Source organism: Micromonospora sp. URMC 106, assembly GCF_051386395.1.
Lineage (GTDB): Bacteria > Actinomycetota > Actinomycetes > Mycobacteriales > Micromonosporaceae > Micromonospora.
Genome location: NZ_JBPQTP010000081.1, coordinates 24,136 through 30,678, shown reverse-complemented (window position 1 = coordinate 30,678; position 6,543 = coordinate 24,136). Strand labels below are relative to the sequence as shown.

The 6,543-nt window shown below is 75.1% G+C and carries 7 protein-coding genes and 1 pseudogene; 1 reads left to right on the top strand and 7 read right to left on the bottom strand.

Translation table 11 applies throughout. From position 1 onward, the window contains the following. The 4 genes and pseudogenes from ACSNOB_RS22680 to ACSNOB_RS22665 form a co-directional block, all read right to left on the bottom strand. Positions 1 to 200: pseudogene (locus ACSNOB_RS22680) on the bottom strand (hypothetical protein); the annotation flags it as partial. 84 nt (positions 201 to 284) lie between these two features. Beyond that, complete coding sequence (locus ACSNOB_RS22675; protein ID WP_436688454.1) at positions 285 to 674, bottom strand: ACT domain-containing protein; 390 nt, start codon at positions 672 to 674, stop codon at positions 285 to 287. A gap of 75 nt (positions 675 to 749) precedes the next feature. Continuing rightward, on the bottom strand, positions 750 to 1,208 hold the full coding sequence (locus ACSNOB_RS22670) for a hypothetical protein (protein ID WP_393108453.1): 459 nt from the start codon (positions 1,206 to 1,208) through the stop codon (positions 750 to 752). A gap of 174 nt (positions 1,209 to 1,382) precedes the next feature. Further along, positions 1,383 to 2,123: a hypothetical protein gene (locus tag ACSNOB_RS22665; RefSeq protein WP_393108455.1), complete on the bottom strand. Its 741-nt coding sequence runs from the start codon at positions 2,121 to 2,123 to the stop codon at positions 1,383 to 1,385. A 160-nt stretch (positions 2,124 to 2,283) separates the two neighbouring features. On the opposite strand from ACSNOB_RS22665, the gene ACSNOB_RS22660 reads away from it, so the two are divergent. Next, entirely contained in the window at positions 2,284 to 3,516 is a 1,233-nt protein-coding gene (locus ACSNOB_RS22660; RefSeq protein WP_436688453.1) for an arginine deiminase, read from the top strand. A 116-nt stretch (positions 3,517 to 3,632) separates the two neighbouring features. Here ACSNOB_RS22660 and ACSNOB_RS22655 read toward each other — a convergent pair whose 3' ends face one another. The 3 genes from ACSNOB_RS22655 to ACSNOB_RS22645 all read right to left on the bottom strand — a co-directional run bounded on the left by ACSNOB_RS22655 (position 3,633) and on the right by ACSNOB_RS22645 (position 6,520). Beyond that, positions 3,633 to 4,517 carry a DUF5926 family protein gene (locus ACSNOB_RS22655; RefSeq protein WP_393108459.1) on the bottom strand — a complete coding sequence of 295 codons (885 nt, stop codon included), beginning with the start codon at positions 4,515 to 4,517 and terminating at the stop codon, positions 3,633 to 3,635. Positions 4,518 to 4,578: 61 nt separating this feature from the next. Beyond that, entirely contained in the window at positions 4,579 to 4,995 is a 417-nt protein-coding gene (locus tag ACSNOB_RS22650; protein ID WP_436688457.1) for an ATP-binding protein, read from the bottom strand. Between the two features lie 67 nt (positions 4,996 to 5,062). Continuing rightward, a complete protein-coding gene (locus ACSNOB_RS22645) occupies positions 5,063 to 6,520 on the bottom strand; it encodes an ATP-binding protein (protein WP_436688452.1) in 1,458 nt (485 codons plus the stop codon). Positions 6,521 to 6,543: the final 23 nt, after the last annotated feature.

Here is a 6,543-nt window from a genome sequence, read left to right as displayed (position 1 = left end):
GGGGAGGGCGTGCCGACCGGGGGCGGGACGGTGGCGCGGGTGGGAGCGACCGTCGGGGCGGCCTGCCGCAGCTCGGGCGGGGTGCCGCAGCCGGTCACCGGCAACGTGGCCAGCAGCACGGCGGCCGCGAGCCGACCGCGCCGGGCGGGGATGCCGGACGGGCGGTCGGGGGCGGCGTGGCGCGAGGGGGTGGGCGGCACGGGCCGATCCTCGGGACATCGGGGAGCGTCACTGCGGCCGGGAGGCCGAGCCCATCCTAGGAGGAACCGGCGGCCGGGTGAAGGTCAGGCGAGGACCCGGTGGCCGGCCCGCTCCAGCGCGGTGGTCGCCTCGCCGAGGCGTACCGCGGGGACCAGCAGGTAGTCGGTGTCGTAGGTCGAGAAGGCGACCACGCTGACCCGGGCCGCGGCGAGCGGGTCCACCAGCGCGGCGAGGGTGCCGCTCACCGCCGTGTCGAGTGGCCCGGCGACCCGCAGGCAGCGCCAGGCCGTCTCGACGGCGGCCTGCTCGGGCACCCGGTCGGCGGGGCAGATCAGGGAGATCCCGTCGGCGGTCCAGCTCACCGTGACGACGTCGCCGTCGCTCAGCCCGCCCGGCAGCGTGGGCGGCAGGGCGGAGCCGGCGGCCATCCGGCACACGGCGTACTCCCCCGGCAGCAGAGCGATATCGAGCATGAGGGCACCTTACGGCCTCGGCGAGGGCCCGCCCCAGATTCGCCGCGTGCGGCGAACACCACATCCCGCCGCAGGTCAGACCTCGGAGAAGAACGTGAGGGAACCGGCGACCGACCCGTCGGTGAGCACCGGGGTGGAGATGGCGTCCACGGTCGCGTCCGGCGCGTCGGCCGACGCGCCCTGGACCCGGAGCAGCCCTCGGGCCAGGCGCTCGGAGGAGAGGGCGAGCAGCGGCGGGATCTTGTCGCGTTCCTGCTCGGTCAGCTCGCGTGGGTTGGCGGTGAAGTCGAGCAGCCGGAGCCCGCCACCGAGCAGCGGCAGGCCGATCACGTCCTCGGGCGTGCCGAGGCAGAGCAGTTCGCAACCGGAGGCGGAGACGGCGACCACCCTCGTCTCGGCGTCGATCAGCAGGCACGGCTCATCGGCGTGGGAGACGGTCGACGACCACCGCTCGAAGTTGTCGGACCCCTGCTCTGTCGATGTCCCCGTCGTCGGCACGAACACTTCAGAGAGCGAGAGTTCGACGTGGGCCACCGCGCCTCCTATGTACACCGACGGTCTGTCCACGCTAGCCGGTCGTCGCGGAAGTCGCCGACCGCGCTGCGGTCACCGGGCCGCCGGTGGTGGGGTGCCCTGGCCGGGCGGCCGGCGACGGCGCGACCGACGGGTGCCGACCGGCGCCCGGGCCGCGTGGCGTCGCCGGTGACGTTACCGCCGGCCGGCCGGCTTGTCAGCGGCCGTTCGGCCGTCCTCGTACCACCGGTAGTCGGCGGCCGGCCGGTAGGTGCCGTTCATCCAGGTGCCCGGGTGCTGTGCGACCCGGGACAGCTTCTCGGCCGTGGCCGGGCTGATCCGGCTGCCCCCGGCGACGAGCAGACGGTCCAGCTCGCGGTGGGTGGCCATGAGGCAGTCCTTCGGCAGGCCGTAGACGCTGATGACGCCGGAACCGACGAACGTTAGCACCGGCGTCACCGGGATCGGCAGCCCCACCGCGTCGGAGAGCGCCTTGCTGGCGCGCTTGGCGTCGCGGCGGGCCTCCGCCACGTAGGGCGGTCGCTTGCCGTTGATCTGGACCACGTCGCCGGCCACCAGCACCCGGGCCCGGCCGTGGTCGGCGATGGTGACCGCGAAGAGCCCGCTCGGCCCGATGGCGAGGAAGCCGGCGCGTTCGTCGCGCTCGTGCTCGAGCAGCAGGTCGGAGGCGTCCGTGCGGGGCCACTCGATGACGTGCCAGGCGGGCCCGAGGTGGTCGAGCTGGCCGAGGGCCCGCGCGCCGGCCGCCTCCAACCGTCGGGCGCCCCGCTCCGCCCGCCGGCGGCGGGCCCACTCCAACGGGGACGGACGGACGGGCGTGAGCACCCCCGGCGACTCCACCCGGGGGTGTGGCACCGCCGCGGGCGGCAGTGCCCGGGCGGACGGTACGGCTCGACGAGCGGGAAAGACAGTCATCGCGACCTCCGGCAAAAGGTCCCTCGAAGTTATGTCCTCACTACCCTACGTTGCCAGTCCCCCGTGTCGGCAAGTTGGAACGCCGGAGTGAGTGCGGATGAATGCCATATTCATCCACCCCTGTTTTATCGGATGCCGCCAAACCCTGCCCTACGCTGCGATGGTGACCCACTACGTGGACAGCGAGGTCGGTCGACTCGGGACGGTGCTGCTGCACCGGCCGGGCCCGGAACTCGCCCGGCTCACCCCGCGCAACAACGACTCGCTGCTCTTCGACGCCATCCCCTGGGTCGGGCGCGCACAGGAGGAGCACGACGCCTTCGCCGCCGCCCTGCGCGAGCGCGGGGTCGAGGTGCTCTACCTCGCCACCATGCTGGCCGAGACGCTCGCCGTGGCCGACGCGCGGGCCGAGCTGACCGAGGAGGTGCTGCGCTCCCCCCGGCTCGGCGACTCGCTGCGCGCCCGGGTCGCCGACCACCTCGCGTACCTCGACCCGGTGGCGCTCGCCGACGTGCTGATCGCGGGGCTGGCCCACGAGGAACTGCGGGTCAGCCGGGAACGGCCGGGCGGCCTGGTCTACACGTTGATGGACCGGCACGACTTCGTCATCGACCCGCTGCCGAACCTGCTCTTCACCCGCGACTCCTCGGTGTGGATCGGCGACCGGGTCGGGGTGACCAGCCTGGCGATGCCGGCCCGGCGGCGGGAGACCACGCTGACCGACGCGATCTACCGGCACCACCCGCGCTTCGCCGGCACCGAGTTCGTCTACCACCCGGAGCTGGAGCACCTGGAGGGCGGCGACGTGCTGCTGCTCGCGCCGGGGGTGCTGGCCGTCGGGGTGGGCGAGCGGACCACCCCGGCCGGTGCGGAACGCCTCGCCCGCCAGGTCTTCGCCGCGGGGCTGGCGCACACCATCCTCGTCGTGCCGATCGCCCAGGAGCGGGCGACCATGCACCTGGACACCGTCTGCACGATGGTGGACGTCGACGCCGTGCTGATGTATCCGAACATCGCCCACACCCTGTCGGCGTACACGGTCATCGCCGGGGCGGACGGCGAGGACCCGCGGGTCGACGGCCCGGCGCCGTTCCTGCGGGCCGCCGCCGACGCGATGGACCTGGACCAGCTCCGGGTGATCGACACCGGCCTGGACCCGGTCACGGCCGAACGCGAGCAGTGGGACGACGGCAACAACACCCTCGCCCTCGCGCCCCGACTCTGCGTGGGCTACGAGCGCAACACGGAGACCAACGCGCAGCTGGAGCGGGCCGGCATCGAGGTCATCCCGATCGCCGGCTCCGAGCTGGGTTCCGGCCGGGGCGGACCGCGCTGCATGTCCTGCCCCCTGGTCCGCGAACCGCTCGGCGGGGAGGGAAGGGCGCCTGCCTGACGCCTCGGGGCCGCCGGGGAGCCGGCGTCAGCCGGTCCGCCGGTGGCGGGCGGGCCCCCTTCCGGCCGTCGCGGGCACCGGGCCCCTGCCGACGCCGGGCGGGGGCGCGGGGCGGATCAGCGCAGGGTGAGCTGGCGGCCGAGCAGGCCGTGGCGGGCGCGCCGGCCGGCGCCGTCCAGCGGGGCGGGGTCGGCGAGCGCCTCGGCGTACCGCTTCGCGAACTCCGCGACCGGCTGCTCCCAGTCGGCGGCCGGGACGTCCTCCGGCAGGTCCCAGACCGGCACCAGCCGGCCGTGTGCCCGGAACATGCCGGCGAACCGGGTGTTCTCGCCGAGGGTCAGTGTGCCGGCCACGCTCAGCCGGGCCAGCGCGTCCAGCGCGGCGTCCTCGTCGTCGGGCAGCACCCAGCGCACGTGCGCCTTCTCCGGCACCTGGCACCAGTACGCGGCCGGGGCGGCGGCGAGCCGGACGGTCGGGTAGATCGCGGCGTTCGCCCGCTCCAGGGACGCCTGCACGTTCGGGTCGTCGCCGGCACCCGGGTCGAGCCAGAACTCGAACCCGTCGTGCATCGTGACCTCCAGCGGGCCGTCGACCAGGACGTCCTGCAGGCGGGGGCCCGGCCCGGGCAGCGGCGGCACGGACACCGGGCCGCCCGGCTCGGCCCGCAGCGCGCAGAGCAGCGCCTCGGCCAGGTCCCGGGAGACGTCGCCGGACTGCTGGTGGCGCTGGAGCCCGATCAGGACCCGCCCGTCCGGCTTCGTCATCGCCGGTGCCGCCATCGGCAGCACGGTGGCCAGGACGACCTCGCGGTCGCCGAACTCCTCGACCAGGGCGGGGGCGAGCCGCAGCGGCGCGGAGGCGGCCGGCACCAGCTCGCGCAGGGCGATCCACTCCGGCTCGTCGGTCAGCCCCTCGAACGGTCGGGGCACGAAGATGTCGCGCACCTTCTCCCGCTTGGGGGTGGCTTCGGCGGCCCGCTGGCTCTTTCGACGCTTGCTCACGGCGACACAGCCTAGAGGCCCGGACCGCCCGGCGGGGGCGGGACCCGCCTGTCCCGGCCGGTCACCCGGCCACGGCCAGGTCCGACCGGGTGACGTCGGCCGGGTCGAACTCGGCCCACACGCTCTGGCCCAGGCCGTCGCGCTCGACACCCCAACGGTCGGCCAGCCCCGAGACGATGTGCAGGCCGCGGCCGTCGACGGCGTCCGTGCCGGCCGTCCGCATCCGCGGCCCCGCGGCGGCGCCGCCGTCGGTCACCCGGAGCTGCACCCGCTGGCCCTCGGCCGAGGTGCGCAGCCGCCAGGCCACCCGGACCACCCCGCCGGGCAGCGGGTCGGCGTGCCGGACCGCGTTGCCGACCAGCTCCGCCAGGACCGCGACCAGGTCGGCCAACAGCGGCGCGGGTACGACGCCGGTCAGCTCGTCGGCGAGTCGGTGCCGCGCCAGCCGCGCCCCCGTGGCGTGGTGGGGGACCACCACGCACCATGCCCGTTCGGCAGCTCCCGTCGACACCTTCGCCCCTTCACGCCCCGCTACCCGTCGCCGGTCACCCGCGGGGCAGCCGCACCTCTGCGACCGTACCGCCGCCGGCCCTCGGCCGGAGGAATACCCAGCCATTCTGCTGTTCAACGATCCGGCGGACGAGATAGAGGCCGAGACCTGCTCCGGGATAGCGACGGCGGTCGCCCGACTCCCCCTGCCAGAACCGGTCGAACGCCCGCTCCACGTGCTCGGGCCGGATGCCGATGCCCCGGTCGCTGACCCGGAAGGCGACGGTCGCCCCGTCGGCCTCCGCGGTGATCTCGACGGGGGAGTCGGGCGCGGAGTACTTGCCGGCGTTCGTGCACAGCTCCGTCAGCACGGTGGCCAGGCTGGGCCGGTGGCCGAGCGCCCGGGGCAGGTTGGCCGGGACGTCGAGGACGAGCCGGTGCCGCAGCTCCGCCGGCAGGTCGGTCACCGTCGCGCGCAGCGCGTCGCCGAGGTCGTACGGGGCGGGTGGCTCGTCGCCCGGCCCCGCCTCGGCGGCCGAGGCGAGCAGCCGGTCGACGAGCCGGGCCAGCTCGTTCGCGCGCTGCCCGATCACCCGCGCGGCCTGCCGCCGGTCGGTGTCGGTCAGCGACTCCCAGTGGTCGGTGAGCGTGTCGGCGTAGCCCTTGATGACGGTCACCGGCGTACGCAGCTCGTGGCTGGTCACCGCGACGAAGAGGTCCCGGTCGTGGTCGCGCCGCTGCTGGTCGGTGATGTCCCGGAAGGTCACCACGTGCTGGGTGCCGGGACCGGGCAGCTCGCCAGAGGTGATCTTGATCCAGCGGCCGTCCGGCAGCCGGTGGTCGAGCACCTGCCCGGAGGGCGGCAGCGGGAAGGGCAGCGGCCGGTTGAGCGCCTGGGCGGCGGAACGGCCGGTGACCTGGGCGGCGGCGGGGTTCCAGAGCCGCACGTTGCCGTCCCGGTCGACCACGGCCAGCCCGTCCGACAGGGCGGCCACCACCGGGCCGTCGCCGTGCACGGGCAGCCCGCTCTGGTCGCCGTACATGTGCGCGATGCAGGAGGCGGTGTAGCTCATCACGTCGTGCGGCGCGGGGTCCGGCGGATCCTCCCCGCCCGGGTGGAAGGCGTGCAGGCTGCCGACGGTCAGCCCGCCGATCTCCGCGCGGGAGACCACCATCCGGAGCAGGCCGCGCCCGGCCAGCTCACCGGCGAGCTTGCCGGTGAGGTGGTCCGTCCGGGCCTGGCGTACCCGCGGGCCGGAGAGCAGGCAGGCGATCGTCGGGTCGTCGGGCGGAACGGGGCGGCCGATGGCCCACTCGGCGGCGCCGGTGGCGGCGATCACCCGGCCGCCGGTCGGCGTGAACTCGACGAATGCCATGCCCGCCGCGCCGAGCGCCGACTGGACCACCAGGAGCAGTCGGGTGAGGACGGGGACGCCGGCGTCGCCGGAGTTGATGGACTCGATCACCGCGGTGTGGCCGGCGATGAGAGCGGAGAGGTCGGTGCGCTCCGGCATGCCCCGAGTGTGCCCCGGCGGTC